General features: G+C 64.3%; 19 protein-coding genes. 2 read left to right on the forward strand and 17 right to left on the reverse strand.

The genetic code is table 11. The features are described 5' to 3' along the window. Position 1: 1 nt before the first annotated feature. Positions 2 to 619: a ubiquinol-cytochrome c reductase iron-sulfur subunit gene (gene petA / locus AC3WVS_RS22300; RefSeq protein WP_492320404.1), complete on the reverse strand. Its 618-nt coding sequence runs from the start codon at positions 617 to 619 to the stop codon at positions 2 to 4. A gap of 214 nt (positions 620 to 833) precedes the next feature. Between petA and mscL the strand changes: the two genes are divergently transcribed. Next, positions 834 to 1259 (forward strand): large conductance mechanosensitive channel protein MscL, encoded by a 426-nt coding sequence (mscL, locus tag AC3WVS_RS22305; protein ID WP_010812315.1) that lies wholly within the window; start codon positions 834 to 836, stop codon positions 1257 to 1259. 72 nt (positions 1260 to 1331) lie between these two features. On the opposite strand, the gene AC3WVS_RS22310 is transcribed toward mscL, so the two are convergent. Then, complete coding sequence (locus AC3WVS_RS22310; RefSeq protein WP_013958190.1) at positions 1332 to 2078, reverse strand: Nif3-like dinuclear metal center hexameric protein; 747 nt, start codon at positions 2076 to 2078, stop codon at positions 1332 to 1334. Positions 2079 to 2098: 20 nt separating this feature from the next. On the opposite strand from AC3WVS_RS22310, the gene AC3WVS_RS22315 reads away from it, so the two are divergent. Next, on the forward strand, positions 2099 to 3292 hold the full coding sequence (locus tag AC3WVS_RS22315; RefSeq protein ID WP_492320405.1) for a Do family serine endopeptidase: 1194 nt from the start codon (positions 2099 to 2101) through the stop codon (positions 3290 to 3292). Positions 3293 to 3745: 453 nt separating this feature from the next. Here AC3WVS_RS22315 and AC3WVS_RS22320 read toward each other — a convergent pair whose 3' ends face one another. From AC3WVS_RS22320 to hisD, 15 genes are all read right to left on the reverse strand, one after another. Then, positions 3746 to 4846: a porin gene (locus AC3WVS_RS22320; protein ID WP_492320406.1), complete on the reverse strand. Its 1101-nt coding sequence runs from the start codon at positions 4844 to 4846 to the stop codon at positions 3746 to 3748. A gap of 242 nt (positions 4847 to 5088) precedes the next feature. Then, entirely contained in the window at positions 5089 to 5886 is a 798-nt protein-coding gene (gene tatC / locus AC3WVS_RS22325) for a twin-arginine translocase subunit TatC (RefSeq protein WP_035826013.1), read from the reverse strand. Positions 5887 to 6026: 140 nt separating this feature from the next. Next, entirely contained in the window at positions 6027 to 6539 is a 513-nt protein-coding gene (gene tatB / locus AC3WVS_RS22330) for a Sec-independent protein translocase protein TatB (protein ID WP_492320407.1), read from the reverse strand. 95 nt (positions 6540 to 6634) lie between these two features. Beyond that, positions 6635 to 6868: a Sec-independent protein translocase subunit TatA gene (gene tatA, locus AC3WVS_RS22335; RefSeq protein WP_010812321.1), complete on the reverse strand. Its 234-nt coding sequence runs from the start codon at positions 6866 to 6868 to the stop codon at positions 6635 to 6637. 149 nt (positions 6869 to 7017) lie between these two features. Then, positions 7018 to 7374, reverse strand: coding sequence for a histidine triad nucleotide-binding protein (locus tag AC3WVS_RS22340; protein WP_492320408.1), 357 nt, complete (start codon positions 7372 to 7374; stop codon positions 7018 to 7020). Between the two features lie 64 nt (positions 7375 to 7438). Next, complete coding sequence (locus AC3WVS_RS22345; protein WP_492320409.1) at positions 7439 to 7828, reverse strand: DUF4870 family protein; 390 nt, start codon at positions 7826 to 7828, stop codon at positions 7439 to 7441. Positions 7829 to 7888: 60 nt separating this feature from the next. Next, positions 7889 to 8260 (reverse strand): phosphoribosyl-ATP diphosphatase, encoded by a 372-nt coding sequence (locus AC3WVS_RS22350; protein WP_018313910.1) that lies wholly within the window; start codon positions 8258 to 8260, stop codon positions 7889 to 7891. Next, entirely contained in the window at positions 8257 to 8661 is a 405-nt protein-coding gene (hisI, locus tag AC3WVS_RS22355; RefSeq protein WP_010812325.1) for a phosphoribosyl-AMP cyclohydrolase, read from the reverse strand. Before hisI ends, AC3WVS_RS22350 begins: the two co-directional genes overlap by 4 nt. Before the next feature lie 2 nt (positions 8662 to 8663). Then, positions 8664 to 9434 (reverse strand): imidazole glycerol phosphate synthase subunit HisF, encoded by a 771-nt coding sequence (gene hisF, locus AC3WVS_RS22360; RefSeq protein ID WP_492320410.1) that lies wholly within the window; start codon positions 9432 to 9434, stop codon positions 8664 to 8666. Between the two features lie 60 nt (positions 9435 to 9494). Beyond that, entirely contained in the window at positions 9495 to 10241 is a 747-nt protein-coding gene (gene hisA, locus AC3WVS_RS22365) for a 1-(5-phosphoribosyl)-5-[(5-phosphoribosylamino)methylideneamino]imidazole-4-carboxamide isomerase (RefSeq protein ID WP_427311601.1), read from the reverse strand. A 138-nt stretch (positions 10242 to 10379) separates the two neighbouring features. Further along, positions 10380 to 11033: an imidazole glycerol phosphate synthase subunit HisH gene (hisH, locus tag AC3WVS_RS22370; RefSeq protein ID WP_035813874.1), complete on the reverse strand. Its 654-nt coding sequence runs from the start codon at positions 11031 to 11033 to the stop codon at positions 10380 to 10382. Further along, positions 11030 to 11653: a YchE family NAAT transporter gene (locus AC3WVS_RS22375; RefSeq protein WP_010812329.1), complete on the reverse strand. Its 624-nt coding sequence runs from the start codon at positions 11651 to 11653 to the stop codon at positions 11030 to 11032. Before AC3WVS_RS22375 ends, hisH begins: the two co-directional genes overlap by 4 nt. A 92-nt stretch (positions 11654 to 11745) precedes the next feature. Then, the gene (hisB, locus tag AC3WVS_RS22380) at positions 11746 to 12333 is read right to left on the reverse strand and encodes an imidazoleglycerol-phosphate dehydratase HisB (protein WP_013958203.1); all 588 of its coding nucleotides are present in this window, start codon (positions 12331 to 12333) and stop codon (positions 11746 to 11748) included. 4 nt (positions 12334 to 12337) lie between these two features. Then, on the reverse strand, positions 12338 to 13438 hold the full coding sequence (gene hisC, locus AC3WVS_RS22385; protein WP_492320411.1) for a histidinol-phosphate transaminase: 1101 nt from the start codon (positions 13436 to 13438) through the stop codon (positions 12338 to 12340). A 47-nt stretch (positions 13439 to 13485) separates the two neighbouring features. After that, a complete protein-coding gene (hisD, locus tag AC3WVS_RS22390) occupies positions 13486 to 14826 on the reverse strand; it encodes a histidinol dehydrogenase (RefSeq protein ID WP_035826019.1) in 1341 nt (446 codons plus the stop codon). Positions 14827 to 14862: the final 36 nt, after the last annotated feature.

Below are 14862 nucleotides of genomic sequence, written 5' to 3' on the forward strand. Positions count from 1 at the left end.
ATCAGGCTTCTCCTTTCTCGTCCTTGCCGATCACGATCTTGCTGTCGGTCAGGAACTGGTAGGGGGGAACATCGAGATTCTGCGGAGCCGGCTTGTTCTTGAAGACGCGCCCGGCGAGGTCGAAGGTCGACCCGTGGCAGGGGCAAAGGAAACCGGGATCGGAGCCGAGCTGGGAATTGGCACCGGCGGCGAAGGGGCCCGACGGCGAGCAGCCCAGGTGGGAACAGATACCCACCACGACCAGGACGTCCTTGTGGTCTGCGCGCGAACGGGTTTCGTTCTTGCAGTACTCAGGCGTCTGCATGGTGAATGCCACATCGGAATTGGGATCGGCCACCTCGCCGTCCGTCTTCTTCAGCGACGCCAGTTGTTCGTCCGTGCGCCGCATGATCCAGACCGGCTTGCCGCGCCATTCGACAGTCATCATCTCGCCTGGCTTCAGCGCGCCAATATCCGCCTCGACTGGAGCACCCGCGGCTTTGGCCTTCTCCGATGGTGCAAAAGTACTGACGAAAGGAACCGCTACCGCTACGCCTCCGACGCCGCCAGCGACGGATGTCGCGATCAACCAATTGCGGCGACCCTTATCCACGCTCTTCACGTCTTGCTGGTCACTCATTCCAAACCCCAGGGGAAGTCAATTTAGATTTTGCGTCAACCATAAAGTGTACCTTAGACACCAGCGCACTAGATAGGCAGAAAATGCCACGGCCATGCGCGATTATCGGACGTGCAACCCGGAAAGCGGCTTCGGTGCTTGCTTTCCGGTGAGTGATGCGGCAGGCTTCGAGCTTGAAACCGTTCATCGCTAGCGACAAGAAGGAGAACCCCCCATGGGCATGATCTCGGAATTCAGAACCTTCGCCGTACGCGGCAACGTCATCGACCTCGCGGTCGGTGTGATCATCGGCGCGGCTTTCGGCAAGATCGTGGATTCAGTGGTCAACGACCTGATCATGCCGTTGGTAGGCCGCGTGATCGGCAAGCTGGACTTCTCCAGCATGTTCATCGTGCTGGCGGATCCCCCACCCGGAACACCCACTACGCTCGATGCCTTGAAGAAGGCCGGCGTGCCCGTGTTTGCCTACGGCAATTTCCTGACCATCGTTGTCAACTTTCTGATCCTGGCCTTCATCATCTTCCTGATGGTGCGTGCCTTTAACAGGATGCGCGCCGCGGAACCGGAAGCAGCGCCCGCCGCACCGCCCGAGGAAGTCGTGCTGCTGCGTGAAATCCGGGACAGCCTGAAGACCCGCTGATTGGTGCGCCGTCTGCGCGCCGACCCCGGAAGATAAAACGGCCCCGATGGGGCCGTTTTGTTTTTCGTCAGATCAGACGGGATTAGGAATATCGATAAACGTATGGCGCAGGCCAAAGCGTTCGGCCACATGCTCGCCCAGCGAGCGGATGCCGTAGCGCTCGGTGGCGTGATGGCCGGCGGCAAGGTAAGCCACGCCGCTTTCGCGCGCCAGGTGCGTGGTCTGCTCCGAGACTTCGCCGCTCAGGTAGGCATCGACACCCGCGGCCACCGCGGCATCGAAATAACCTTGCGCCCCACCCGTGCACCAGCCGACGGTGCGGATCATCTGGTCCGGCTCACCGATGGCCAGCGGCTCGCGCCCCAGCACGCCACCAACATGCGCGGCCAGCGCAGAGAGCGGCATCGGCGCAGGCAGCGTGCCGGTCCAGCCGAGCTGGTCGTCGCTGAAGCGGCCGGTCGGGGTGAAGCCGAGCTGCAGGCCGAGCTGGGCGTTGTTGCCGAACTCCGGGTGGTTATCCAGGGGCAGGTGGAAGGCGAACAGGTTGACGTCCGCGCCAAGCAGGCGCTTCAGACGCGCGTGCTTCTGCCCGACCACGCGAGCATCTTCGTTTTTCCAGAAGTAGCCGTGATGGACGAGGATGGCGTCGGCCCCCGCTTCGATCGCGGCATCGACCAATGCCAGGCTTGCAGTCACTCCTGTCACGACGTGTGTGACCTCTGAGCGACCTTGCACTTGCAGCCCGTTGGGACAATAGTCCTTGTAGCGGGAAACTTCCAACAGGTCATTCAAGTACAATTCAAGCTCTTTTGTTTTCATTTTCTGCTCAAAACTCCAATATGTTGCGGCGCTTTTGGCTGTTCTTTGCCCAGGCTGTCACCGTCGTGCTGGCGGTCTGGTTCGTCGTGGCAACGCTCAAGCCTGATTGGCTGCAGAGGGGGCGCGTCGCGGTCCAGTCCGGTTCGCCCATCGTGGCGCTCAAGGAAGTCGTGCCCAACGTGTCCGGTCCTGCGGCCGAAGGGTCTTACAGCGAAGCCGCCCAGATGGCCATGCCGGCCGTCGTCAATATCTTTACCAGCAAGAACGGCAACAAGCGCTCGCCCAACCCGCAGGCCGAGGATCCGTGGTTCCGCTTCTTCTTTGGCGACCGCCTGCCTGAGCGGCAGGAGCCGGTCTCCAGCCTGGGGTCCGGCGTCATTGTCAGCGCCGAGGGTTACATTCTAACCAACCACCACGTGGTCGACGGCGCCGATGAAATCGAGATCGCGCTGACCGACGGCCGCAAAGCCAACGCCAAGGTGGTAGGCTCCGACCCGGAAACCGACCTGGCCGTGCTGAAAGTGACGCTCAAGGACCTGCCCGCGATCACGCTGGGCCGGCTCGAGAACGTAAAGGTAGGCGACGTGGTGCTGGCCATCGGCAACCCGTTCGGCGTCGGCCAGACGGTGACGATGGGCATTGTGTCGGCGCTGGGCCGCAGCCACCTGGGCATCAATACCTTCGAGAACTTCATCCAGACCGACGCGGCCATCAACCCGGGCAACTCCGGCGGCGCGCTGGTGGATGCGCAGGGCAACCTGCTGGGCATCAACACGGCGATCTACTCGCGTTCGGGCGGCTCGCTGGGGATCGGCTTTGCGATTCCGGTGTCGACCGCCAAGCAGGTGATGGAATCGATCATTTCCACCGGCAGCGTGACGCGTGGCTGGATCGGGGTCGAGCCGCAGGACATGACGCCCGAGATCGCCGAATCGTTCGGCCTCGATGCCAAGGAAGGCGCACTGATCGCCGCGGTGGTCCAGGGTGGGCCGGCCGACAAGGCGGGCGTGAAGCCCGGCGATGTGCTGACCAAGGTGGATGGCTTGTCGATCACGGACACGACCGCGCTGCTCAACGCGATTGCCCAGCTCAAGCCGGGCGTGGACATCAAGATGACCGTGATCCGCCGCGGCAAGCCAACGGACCTGACGGTGACCATCGGCAAACGGCCTCCGCCGCCGCGCCGCTCGCTGCCGTTTGAAGAGGAAGAGTGAGGCCGGGCACGACGACACGGCCCTGAAGAAGAAGCCCCGCCTTGGATGGCGGGGTTTTTTTATGCCTGGCGCAGTTGCTGCCCTTGGCATCGAGGCAACGATCACGGAATGCCGCGCCGCGCTGCCGGATCGCGGCGGTGGAACCAGGAGTCGTCACTGGTAGGCGCAACTCACGCCCGGGGGCGTGATCGACGTGCATACCGGTCACGATCGGCACGAGCAACGCCGCGCCCGATCCACATCGCCGCGAAGCAGAATGCCGGCACACCGCGCTGCGCCCACGCCACCCGTTCTCCGGCCGGCTATCCAGGCACGGCATGGCTGACACAGCACAATAGCAGCGCAACAGCCTGTACCAGCACTTGGTGCCGCACAAGACAAAAGGCCGGCATCCTTACGGATGCCGGCCTTTTGGTTCAAGCCAATCCTAAGCGAGCTTACGCCCGCGTCAGATTAGAACTTGTGGCGCAGACCAACCACAGCACCGAACTGATCCTTGTTCGCCTGAACGTTGGTGGTGGTGGCGGTGTTGAAACCGTTCACGCCCAGGGCCGAGCCCTTGTCGTTCAGGGTGTACGACAGCGAGGTGTACACGTCGGTACGCTTCGACAGCGCGTAGTCGGCCGTGATCACGAACTGCCACGGATCCGCTTCGCTCTTGCGGAAGTCTTGGTAGTAAGCAGCGCCCGACAGCGAGAACGCCGGGGTCAGCTGGTAACCCAGACCCAGCCAGTACAGGTTCGAAGCCGTCGACGTGGTCAGGATACCGTTGTCAACCGTCGTGCCGCCAGGCAGCGCAGCGCCGTCGAAGGCCTTGGCCCAGCGATAGCCGGCATAGACCTTGGCCGGACCGAAGGCGTAGTTGGCGCCAACGGTAGCGCGGCGAGTGCGCTGGCCGCTTTGGTCAACGCCACCAGCCGACACGGTGCCGTGGATTTCGTCATAAGCAGCACCAACTGCGAACGGGCCAGCTGCGTAGCTCACCAGGGCGCCGTATTGTTGGCCGCGGCGGAATGCGCCGGCGACTTCCTGGCCGTTGTTGTTGAAGCTGTAGAAGGCCGAAGCGGTCAGGCCACCGAACTTGCCGATGTACTTGACGGTGTTATCAGCGCGCGCAGCGAATTGAGCGTCTTGCGACAGGATGCCGTAGCGCGACGAAATGGCCATCGGGTCGAACTGCAGACCGAAGTCATAGAACGACGTTTGCTGACGGCCCAGCAGCAGCGAGCCGAATTGGCTTTGCAGACCGACGTAGGCTTGACGACCGAACAGACGACCACCTTGAGCCGACGTGCCGTTGTCCAGGTCGAAACCGCTTTCCAGCACGAACACGCCCTTCAGGCCGCCGCCCAGGTCTTCCACGCCACGCAGGCCCCAGCGCGAACCGGACTGGTTACCCGACGACATGCGGAACAGGTCGTCGCCAGCGGCGTTGGCGTTGTTGACGTACTCGAGGCCGACGTCAGCCACGCCGTACAGGGTCACGCTCGATTGGGCATACGCGCCACCAGCGGCCAGAGCGGCGACGGCAGCAGCAAACAGTTTCATCTTCATATCGACACTTTCCTTGTCAACTGATTGGGAAATCTTGGTTGCCCAAGTACTTGGGCGACGCATTTACATTCACGTCTGCTGCGTATTATGTGCCAGCCCCCCCGGCCGTCAGAAGGCTTTTTCGGCGTAAACCATGCTTACTGGCGGTTTTTGTTGTGGGGGAGCAACAGGAATGGATGGGGAAATCCCCGTTTTGGTGCAAAACGGGGCTAGGCAGGCCTGAAAGGCCTACCTCAGCCGAATTAGTCGGGCTGCGTTTCCCCTGAAGCAGCCGCTTCAGGGGACGGACGGCCGACAAAACGCGCCAGCAGCAGTCCCAGTTCATAAAGCGCCACCAGCGGCACGGCCAGCAGCAGCTGCGACAGCACATCGGGAGGGGTCACGATGGCCGCGATGATGAAGGCCCCCACGATCACATAGGGGCGGATCTGCTTGAGCTTTTCCAGCTCCACCACGCCAAAGCGCACCAGCACGATCACCACCACCGGCACCTCGAAGGTGATGCCGAAGGCCAGGAAAGTGGTCATGGCAAAGCTGAGGTATTTGTCGATGTCAGTCGACATCTCCGCCCCCAGCGGGGCGTTGTAGTGCGCCATGAAATGGAACACCGTGGGGAACACCAGGAAATACGCGAACGCCACGCCGCACAGGAACAGGAAATAGCTGCTCGATACCAGCGGCAGGATCAGGCGCTTCTCATGCTGGTACAGGCCGGGCGCGACAAACTGCCAGACCTGGTACAGCACCCACGGCAGCGCGATCAGGAAGGCCACCAGCAAGGTGACTTTCATCGGCACGAAGAACGAGCCGGTGACATCGGTCACGATCATCTTGCCGCCCTTGGGCAGCGACTCCATCAGCGGCGCGGCAAACAGGTTGAAAATCACCGGGGCCCAGTAGACCAGGCTGACGAAGACCAGGATGATGCCGGCCACCGCCTTGACCAGGCGTTGGCGCAGTTCGACCAGGTGGGAAATAAAGGTTTCCTGCTGCGACTCGTCTTGCGGGTCTTGGGGATCTGGGGACCGGGTGTCGCTCATGGCGTGAACCGCTCAGCCGCGGGGGCTGGCAAGGTGGATCGATGGGGCCGCAACGCGGCGGCGCGCGAATGCAACCAGGACTGCGGCCACGACGGCAGCGGCCGGAACGACGGCCGGCAAGGTGTTGCCGCGGCGCATGCTCACTCGAAGAAGGATCGGGATGGCCGGGTGACCGGCCGGTGGCGCTTGACGCGCGCCGCGCCCGACTGCACCCAGACGCGGACATTGTGCTGGCGCTTGAACCAGAGCGGGCGGGCGCCCTGCTTGACGCGCCAGCTCTTGCGCCCGTTGTGCGCCTTGTGGGCCGCATCCCAGCTTGGCACGAAGCCGCCACCGGCGTCGGCGCTACTGCCGCCGCTGGTTCCCTCGGCACCGCCCAGGGCTTCGTTCAGCGCCTGGGTCTGCTCGCTGACTTCCTTGTGAATGGTGCGCTCGACATCGCGCGCGGCGTCCTCGAATTCCGTGCGCATCTTGCGCAGTTCTTCCAGTTCAACCTCGCGGCTGACTTCGGCCTTGACGTCGTTGATGTAGCGCTGCGCCCGGCCGACCAGCGCGCCCACAGTGCGCGCAACCTTGGGCAGCCGTTCGGGACCGATCACGATCAGTGCCACGGCGCCGATCAGCGCCAGCTTGGAAATGCCGAGATCAATCATGCGGACACATCATGCGGACAACATGCGGAAAAGCGCAGGCGCGGGACGACACGCAGGCAGCGAGGTTTGCGTAGAAGGGATGACACACCGCCGGATTACTGCTGGCGGGTCTTTTCCTTGGCTTCGACGTCGATGGTGGTGGAGTCGCGCAGTTCCTTGGACTGGGCGGGATCGGCGGCAGCCTTGCCCTCGCCGTCCTTCATGCCATCCTTGAAGCCCTTGACCGCGCCGCCCAGGTCCTGGCCGATATTGCGCAGTTTCTTGGTGCCGAACACGAGCATGACGATCACCAGCACGATCAGCCAGTGCCAAATGCTAAACGAACCCATTTCTTGCTCCTGATGAAGCCGCGGGCGTAATCAGATATGCCCGGACCCGTTGTTCCGTCCCGTTATGGCCGCGCCGGGCGACGGTTGCCGGCGCAGCTTCTGCCCCGAGGCGTTAACGCCGCGGGCGCTCCCATGCCAAGGCTGCCCGGTCAGGGCAGCGGTCCTTTCCACTCGTGGCGCGGCCCACCCAGCACATGCAGGTGCAGGTGGTAGACCTCTTGCCCACCGTCCGGGCCGGTATTGATCACCGTCCGGAAACCGTTGGCACAGCCTGCCGCGCGCGCCAGTTCAGGCACCTTCAGCATCATTCTAGCAAGCACCGCCCCTTCGCCGGCGCCGCAATCGGCCAGCGAGTCGACATGCAACCTGGGAACGACCAGAAAGTGTACCGGGGCCTTGGGATGGATATCGTGGAAGGCCACCATGTCGTCGTCTTCGTAGACCTTGCGCGACGGTAGCTGGCCGGCCACGATCTTGCAGAAGATGCAATTATCCTGAGCGTTCATGAAGATTTCATTGCGACGGCCGCGGCACCCGCTGTCAGCTTCGTGCGCCCCGGCCTGCCCGGCATCAGAACTGCTGATCCGGGTACATCGGCTTGCTGTCATTCAGGTACAGCCAGCCCTTGACGATACGATACAGCATCCACAGCGACAGCACGCCCCAGACGGCAAAGGCCAGCGGCATCAGCACGACTGTCGCGAACAGCACCCCGCCAAGCACGCCCCACACTACTGACCACCAGAACGAACGGATCTGCCAGGCGAAGTGCGAGGCATACAGCGAGCCGCGAGCGTCGTCGCGCTTGACGTAGTTGATCACGATTGCAATCAGCGCGGTGATGCCGCCGGTCAGCCAGAAGATCGCATACAGGGCATACAGGATGTGCAGCAGCTTGCGCAGGCTGCTCAACTGTTCGCCGCTGGGGGTGGTGACTTGCCCGGTGTAGTCGTTCGCCATAATCGCCCTTTTATTAAGAGCCTGCCTTGGGCAGGCGGAAGACCAGCCTGCGCGGGCCACCTAGTCCTTGCGCCGGGCCTTTTCCTCGAGGCCGGACAGCCCTTCGCGCCGCGCGAGCTCGTTGACCACATCCGCAGGGGTCAGGCCGAAGTTGGCCAGCAATACCATGCTGTGGAACCACAGGTCGGCCACTTCGTAGACCACCTTGCCGGCCTCGGCGCCAGTCTGCCCGGCGGCGCGCGCGTCCTTGGCGGCCATCACGGTCTCGGTGGCTTCCTCGCCGATCTTCTTCAGGATGGCGTCGTCGCCCTTGCTGAACAGGCGCGCCACATAGGACTTGTCAGGGTCGCCGCCGTTGGCGGGCTTGCGCGATTCCAGCACTTCGGCCAGGCGCGCCAGGACATCGTTGCTGCTGAGTTGGGTGTCGCTCATGGCTTGGTGTAGATCTGGGCAGGGTCCTTCAGCACCGGCTCGACCGTCTGCCAGTCGCCGGCCTCCACATCACCCTCGAACTTCTGGAAGAAGCAGGAATGGCGCCCGGTATGGCAGGCGATATTGTCGATCTGGGTCACCTTTAGCAGGACCACGTCTTCATCGCAGTCCAGGCGGATCTCATGCACCTTCTGCACGTGGCCGGACTCTTCGCCCTTGTGCCACAGGCGCTTGCGCGAGCGCGACCAGAACACGGCCTCGCCCAGCTCCACGGTGCGCTGCAGCGCGTCGCGGTTCATGAACGCGAACATCAGCACGTCGTTCGAGCCGACTTCCTGCACGATCACCGGCACCAGGCCGTTATCGTCCCATTTGACCTTGTTGAGCCACTTCTTTGCCATGATCAGATCCGCACGGGAATGCCCTCGCGGGCCATGAATGCCTTGGCTTCGCCCACGGTGTGTTGCCCGTAGTGGAAGATGCTGGCGGCCAGCACCGCGTCGGCGCGGCCCTGGGTGATGCCGTCGGCCAGGTCCTGCAGGCCGCCGACGCCGCCCGAGGCGATCACCGGCACAGGTACCGCGTCGCTGACGGCGCGGGTCAGTTCCAGGTCGAAACCGCTCTTGGTGCCGTCGCGGTCCATGCTGGTCAGCAGGATCTCGCCGGCGCCGCGCGCGGCCATCTCTCGCGCCCATTCGACGGCGTCCAGCCCGGTGGCCTTGCGCCCGCCATGGGTGAAGACTTCCCAGCGCGGCGCTTCGCCCGGGGCGGAGCTGCGCTTGGCGTCGATCGCCACCACGATGCACTGCGAGCCGTACCTGGCGGTGGCGTCCGAGACCAGTTGCGGATTGGCGATGGCCGACGAGTTGACGCTGATCTTGTCCGCGCCGGCATTGAGCAGGCGCCGCACGTCTTCGACCGTGCGCACGCCGCCGCCCACCGTCAGCGGGATAAAGACCTGCGAAGCCACAGCCTCGATGATGTGCAGCATCAGGTCACGCCCGTCGCTGGTCGCGGTGATGTCCAGGAATGTGATTTCATCGGCGCCCTGCTCATCATAGCGGCGCGCGATTTCCACGGGATCGCCCGCGTCGCGCAGCTCGACAAAGTTGACGCCCTTGACCACCCGCCCGTTGGTCACGTCCAGGCAGGGGATGATACGTTTGGCTAGCATGAGATTCCTTGTCCGCCGCCAGCTCCAGTCTGGCGGCGGCTGCGCCCGCGGCGCGTTGCCTTATTGCCCGTCGCGCAGCTTGTCCGCCAGCGCCTGCGCGGCGGCAAAGTTGAGATCCCCGGAGTAGATCGCGCGGCCGCAAATGACGCCTTCGACACCTTCGCCCTCGACCGCGCAGAGGTTGTCGATGTCGGCCAGGTTGGACAGCCCGCCGCTGGCGATCACCGGGATCGACATCGATTGCGCCAGCTTGACGGTGGCATCGATATTGATCCCCTGCAGCATGCCGTCGCGGCCAATATCGGTGTAGATGATCGCCTCGACGCCGTAGTCTTCATACTTGCGTGCCAGGTCCGCCACCTCGTGGCCGGTCAGCTTGCTCCAGCCGTCGGTCGCCACCTTGCCGTCCTTGGCATCCAGGCCGACGATGATATGGCCGCCGAAGGCCGAGCAGGCGTCCTTCAGGAAGCCGGGGTTTTTCACCGCGGCGGTGCCGATGATGACGTACGACAGCCCGTCATCCAGCCAGCGTTCGATGGTGTTCAGGTCGCGGATGCCGCCCCCCAGCTGCACCGGGATCTCGTCGCCGACCTCGGCGATGATGGCCTTGATGGCCTCCTCGTTGCGGGGCTTGCCCACGAACGCGCCATTCAGGTCCACCAGGTGCAGGCGGCGGGCGCCCTGCTCCACCCAGTGGCGTGCCATGGCGGCGGGATCTTCGGAAAAGACGGTGGCCTGGTCCATGTCGCCTTGTTTGAGGCGTACACACTGACCGTCCTTCAGGTCGATGGCCGGAATGAGCAACATATGCGTGACGAGCGTGGTTGAGTGATAGAGATTGAGCGAGACCGGCGCTGCCGGTCAGGTCGGGTCGATAGTCGATCGGAAACAGGTCGGGTGACGGGTCGAGTTAGCGGTCGATGATCGGTAAAAAAACGAATCGGGTCAGGGATTCCAGTGGACGAAGTTCCGGTACAGCTGCAGGCCCAGGGCCGCGCTCTTCTCGGGGTGGAACTGCGTCGCGAAAATATTATCGCGCGCTACCGCGCTGGTAAATACGACTCCGTATTCCGTTTCACCGGCAACATGGGCCGGGTCCTGCGCCTGCACATAGTAACTGTGGACGAAATAGAACCAGCTGTCGTCCGGGATACCGTCCCACAGCGGGTGAGGCCTGGCCTGGCGCACCCGGTTCCAACCCATCTGCGGCACCTTGTAGCGCGAGCCGTCGGGCTGCGTCATGCCGTCCAGCGCAAAGCGCACCACCTGGCCGGGCATCAGGCCCAGCGCCGGCGTACGGTCCGCGCCGGCCCGGCTTTCGGTGCTGAACTCGAACAGCATCTGCTCGCCCACGCACACACCCAGCATCGGCTTGCTGGCGGCGGCCTGCACCACCGCCTCCTGCAGCCCGGACGCGCCCAGCGCCGACATGCAGTCGGGCATCGCGCCCTGGCCGGGCAGCACCACGCGGTCGGCCGAGCGGATGCCTTCGGGGGCATCCACCACACGCACGTCCGCTTCCGGCGCCGCGGCACGCAGCGCCTGCGCCACCGAGCGCAGGTTGCCCATGCCGTAATCCACAATTGCTATGGTAGTCATGATTTCAAAACAGGCAACAATGTCTTCAGCCCGTCCACAATGAATTCCACGGCCAGCGCCGACAGGATCAGCCCCATCAGGCGCGTGCCGATATTGATGCCGGTGCGGCCGATGACCCGGGCGATCGGGTCGGCCGCGCGGAACACCAGGTACACCACCGCACCGATCACCACGCCAAGGCCGACCAGGATCAGCAACTGGTACCAGTGCTGGGTCTTGCCGGCATAGACGATCACCGTGCTGATCGAGCCCGGCCCGGTCAGCAGCGGCAGCGCCAGCGGCACCACCGCGATGCTGGACTTTACCTCGGCCTCGTCCTCTTCTTCCGGCGTGGCCTTGGTGCGGCTGGTCTGCGCGTTCAGCATGTTCATGGCCATCATGATCATGATGAGCCCGCCACCCACCTGCAGCGACGCCACCGAGATATTGAAGAACTCGATGATCTGCTGCCCCAGCAAGGCCGACACCGCCACCACGATCGCCACCGAAACCGATGCGATCTTGATGGTACGCAGCTTTTCCGCTTCCGTCTGCAGGCTGGTCAGGCTGATGAAGAACGGGATCGCCCCGATCGGGTTGATCAGCGCCAGCAGCGAAATAAACGACTTGAGCGTATCCATCGGTTGCGGGTCGCCAGCATCGCTGGCCAGGTTCAGGCTTGGAAGGTCAGCGGGCGCCGCAACCAGCCGGCACGCCTACCGTGGTGGAAAGGTCAGAGCGTACCCTTGGTCGACGGGATCGTGTTCGCCGCGCGCGGGTCCAGCTCCACCGCCATGCGCAGTGCCCGGCCAAAGGCCTTGAACACGGTTTCGCACTGATGGTGGGCATTGATGCCGCGCAGGTTGTCGATATGCAGGGTCACGCCCGCATGGTTGACGAAGCCGCGGAAGAATTCGATGGTCAGGTCCACGTCGAAGCTGCCCACGCGCGCACGCGTGAACGGCACGTGGAATTCCAGGCCGGGGCGGCCGGAGAAATCGATCACCACGCGCGACAGGCATTCGTCCAGCGGCACGTAGCTGTGGCCGTAGCGGGTGATGCCTTTCTTGTCGCCGATGGCCTTTGCCACCGCCTGGCCGAGCGTGATGCCCACGTCTTCCACCGTATGGTGGTCGTCGATATGCGTGTCGCCGGTGGCTTCGACCTCCAGGTCGAACATGCCATGCCGGGCGATCTGGTCCAGCATGTGGTCAAGGAACGGCACGCCGGACGCCAGTTTCTGGCGGCCGCTGCCGTCGAGATTCAGGGAAACGCGAATTTGCGTTTCCGAAGTATTGCGGGTGACCTCTGCAACACGCATGGTGTTAATCCTGCAGCGACGCTGCGAATGCCTCAAGGAACTGCGCGTTTTCTTCGGGGGTGCTGACCGTGACGCGCAGACAATTGGCCAGCAACGGGTGCATTTTACTCACGTTCTTGATCAATACCTTGCGGGCCAGCAGCCGGTCGAACGTCTGTGCGGCATCCGGCACGCGCGCGAGCAGGAAATTGGCGGCGCTGGGGAACACCGTCACGCCCGCATGCGCGGCCATGCCTTCGGCCACGCAGGTGCGTTCGTCGCGCAGCTGGGCGGCCTGTTCGTCCAGCACCGACACGTGCTCCAGCGCGAACAGCGCGGCGGCTTCGGTCAGCACGTTGACGTTGTACGGCGGGCGCACCTTGTCCAGCTGCGACAGCCATTCGGGCGCGCCGGCCAGGTAGCCCAGGCGGATGCCGGCCAGGCCCAGCTTGGACACGGTGCGCATCACCAGCAGGTTGCCGAATTCCGTCAGGCGCGGCATCCAGCTGTGCTGCGCGAACGGCTGGTAGGCCTCGTCGACCACCACCAGGCTGTTGCAGACCTCGCCCTGGGCGGCGCGGACGATGCCCTCCATGTCGGCGGCATCGAACAGGTTGCCGGTGGGGTTGTTCGGGTACGCCAGGTAGATGATGGCGGGCTGGTGCTCGGCCATCGCCGCCAGCATGGCGGCGCGGTCGAGCGTGAAGTCCGCGCGCAGCGGCACGCCGACGAACTGCAGGCCGGCGAACTGCGCCGACATTGCGTACATGACGAAGCCCGGCACCGGCGCCATCACCTTGGCGCCGGGCCTGGCCGCGGCCAGCGCCAGCATGCTGATGATCTCGTCGGAGCCGTTGCCAAGCAGCACGTCCATGCCGGCGGGCACCTGCATCACAGTCTTCAGCTTGGCGCGCAGCGCTTCGCTGCTGGGCACGGGGTAGCGGTTCAGCGCGACCTCGCCCAGGCGCTCGGCCAGTTCGCGGCGCAGATCGGGAGGCAGCCGGTACGGGTTCTCCATCGCGTCGAGCTTGACCAGACCGTGCGAATCCGGCACGTGGTAGGCGCCCATGGCGCGCACGTCGTCACGGATGATGCGTTCGATCAGGGAGGGCTCTACGGCTGACATGGGAACTCCAAAGTTGGCTGCGTTATCAGGCAGCGTGGGTCAGTAGATCAACTGCGTTTGGTGAACCGATATTCCGCGCTGCGGGCGTGGGCCTGCAGGCCTTCGCCATAGGCCAGCTCGGCGGCGATCTGGCCGAGCATCTGCGCCCCGCCCTCGCTCACTTCGATCAGGCTCGAACGCTTCTGGAAGTCATAGACGCCCAGCGGCGAAGAGAAGCGCGCGGTGCGCGAGGTCGGCAGCACGTGGTTCGGGCCTGCGCAGTAATCGCCGAGCGACTCGCTGGTATAGGGGCCCAGGAAGATGGCGCCGGCGTGGCGGATCTTCTCGCTCCACTGGCGCGGGTTCTCGGCGGAGATCTCCAGGTGCTCGGGCGCGATCGCGTTGGCGATCTCGCAGGCCTCTTCCATGTCGCGAACCTTGATCAGCGCGCCACGGCCGGAGATCGAGGCGGCAATCACCTCGCGCCGCGGCATGGTGCCGAGCTGGCGCTGGATGCTGGCTTCGACGCGGGCGATATAGCCGGCGTCCGGGCACAGCAGGATCGACTGCGCCAGTTCGTCGTGCTCGGCCTGCGAGAACAGGTCCATCGCCACCCAGTCGGGGTCGGTGGTGCCGTCGCAGATCACCAGGATCTCGGACGGGCCGGCAATCATGTCGATGCCGACGGTGCCGAATACGCGCCGCTTGGCCGCGGCCACATAAGCATTGCCCGGGCCGACGATCTTGTCGACCTGCGGCAGCGTCGCCGTGCCGTAGGCCAGCGCGCCAATCGCCTGGGCACCGCCGATGGTGAACACGCGGTCCACGCCGGCGATCTGCGCGGCGGCCAGCACCAGCTCATTGCGCACGCCGCCCGGCGTGGGCACGACCATGATGATTTCCTTCACGCCCGCCACGCGCGCCGGGATTGCGTTCATCAGCACCGACGACGGATACGCGGCCTTGCCGCCCGGCACATAGATGCCGACGCGGTCCAGCGGCGTCACCTTCTGGCCGAGCATGGTGCCGTCGGCCTCGGTGTATTCCCAGCTGTGGCTGCCGCATTCGATCTTCTGCTTCTCGTGGTAGGCGCGCACGCGCGCGGCGGCGGCCTCCAGCGCGGCGCGGCGCTTGGGCTCGAGGTCTTCGAGCGCGGCTTCGAGCTGCTGCTGCGACACCTCCAGCGCGCCCATCGACGACGCTTCCACGCGGTCGAAGCGCTTGGTGTATTCCAGCACCGCGGCATCCCCGCGCGCCTTCACGTCAGCCAGGATCTGCGCCGCGGCGCGATCGATGGCCTCGTCCTCGCCAGCCTCGAAGGCCAGCACCTGGCGCAGCGCCTCGGCAAAGCCAGGCTTGCTGGAATCGAGCCGGCGGATCGGCAGGTTTTCCATTTCGGTTGCGTTCATGACTACTTTCCTCTCAGTCGGCGCGGGCCTGGTGTG

Source organism: Cupriavidus sp. CPT47-8839-RL05A, from assembly GCF_058792255.1.